General features: G+C 73.3%; 1 protein-coding gene. It reads right to left on the minus strand.

Annotated elements, in window-relative coordinates; translation table 11 throughout:
• Positions 1-72: 72 nt before the first annotated feature.
• A partial coding sequence (locus ACFVJS_RS27840; RefSeq protein WP_378886781.1) for a cation-translocating P-type ATPase occupies positions 73-1,829 on the minus strand: 1,757 nt, incomplete at its 5' end.

Genomic DNA, 1,829 nt, shown 5'->3' on the forward strand with positions numbered 1-1,829 from the left:
GCACCAGGCGGGTGGCGCAGCACCCAGCCTGGTGCACCGGCCGGCCAGGTTGTGAGGGTCGGCCAGCCCCGATCAGCCCTCGTGGCGACGCTGAGCCAGCCGCTCGACCGCTCGGCCGGCCGCGACCACGAGGCCCGGCAGACATGCCAGCGCGAGAAGCATCAGCTGGGCGCGCGGCTCGAGGACCTCTGTCCCCAGCAGAGCCCGGAGCGGACCGAACCACACCGCGGCCAGCTGCAGCAGCAGCGCGATCAGCACCGCGATCTCGATGCCCCGTCCCGCCAGGGTCCAGCCTTTCCGGGGCGCCCGCAGCGCGAGGGCCAGGCCGAGCTGGGCCGCCCCGAGCGTGAGGAAGACGGCGGATTGCACGTGCCATCCCAGGCGTTGGGCCAGCAGGCCCGCCGCGAGGCTGACCACCGCGATGAGGAGCCCGGACATGACGATCTGACGGGCCAGACCGCCGCCGAGCACCGAGCGCTCCGGGGACGGTGAGGGCCGCCTCATGTCCTGCTGGTCGAGCGGTTCGCCGCCGAACGCGACACCGGGTACGCCGTGGGTGAGCATGTTGATCCACAGGATCTGTCCGGCGCCCAACGGGAACGCCAGGCCGAGAAACGGGCCGAGCAGGATCACGAGCACCTCGGCCAGCCCGCCGGCGAGGCCGTAGCGCAGGAACGTACGGATGTTGGCGTACACGCGCCTGCCCTCACCCACCGCGACGACCAGGGTGCGGAGGTTGTCGTCGGCCAGCACCACGTCGGCGGCCTGCCGGGCCACCTCGGTGCCGCGCTTCCCCATCGCCACGCCGATGTCGGCGCGGCGGAGGGCCGGTCCGTCGTTGACGCCGTCGCCGGTCATCGCCACGACATGGCCGCGGGCCTTCAGCGCGTCGAGGATGTCGACCTTCTGCTCCGGTCGGGTCCGGGCATAGACGTGGACCCGGTCGACCGCCTCGCGGTGCTCACCACGATCCACGGCGGCACCGTCCATCACGTCGCCTCTCATCACCTCGCCCACGGCGAGGATGCCGACGTCGCGGGCGACGGCGCCCGCGGTCGCGGGGTGGTCGCCGGTGATGAGGACGGTCCGGATCCCCGCCTCGCGGCAGTCGGCCACCACCGAGGCGGCGTCCGTGCGGGGCGGGTCGGCGATACCGACGAGCCCCACGAGCACGAGCGACTCCGGCCGCTCGCTCGGCGGCCGCCATGACCGGTGTGCCACGGCGAGGACGCGGAACCCGGCACCGGCCAGGTCGTCGGCGGCCGCTGCTCCACGGCTCCGCTCCGAACCCTCCGGAAGCATGCTCAGCACCACCTCGGGGGCGCCCTTGACCACCTCCAGCACCGTGCCGTCCTCGGCTTGGTCCACGGTCACCATGTGGCGGGTCCCGCTCTCGAACGGCACCTCGTCCACACGAGTCCACCAGCGACGCAGATCGGCCGCCTCGACCCTGCGGTCGGCGGCGGCCAGCAGCAGTGCGGCCTCCATCGGCTCGCCGATCAGGGTCCGGTCGGTCTCCGTGCCGGTCAGCCGGGCGTCGTTGCACAGCACCACGTCTCTGAGCAGCGCCGCCTCGTCGACGCCCTCCGGCGTCCAGATCCGCTGCACGCTCATCCGCCCTTCGGTGAGGGTGCCGGTCTTGTCCGAGGCGAGCACCGTCACCGATCCGAGCGTCTCGACCGCCGGGAGCCAGCGCACGATCGCGGACTGCCGCGCCATCCGGTGGGCGCCCAGCGCCAGCGCGACGGAGACGACCGCGGGCAGCGACTCCGGGATGGCGGCGACGGCCAGACTGACCGCGAGGATCAACGCCTCGCCGAACGAGACGC

The organism is Nocardioides sp. NPDC057772, from assembly GCF_042798075.1.
In the GTDB taxonomy this organism is placed as follows: domain Bacteria; phylum Actinomycetota; class Actinomycetes; order Propionibacteriales; family Nocardioidaceae; genus Nocardioides.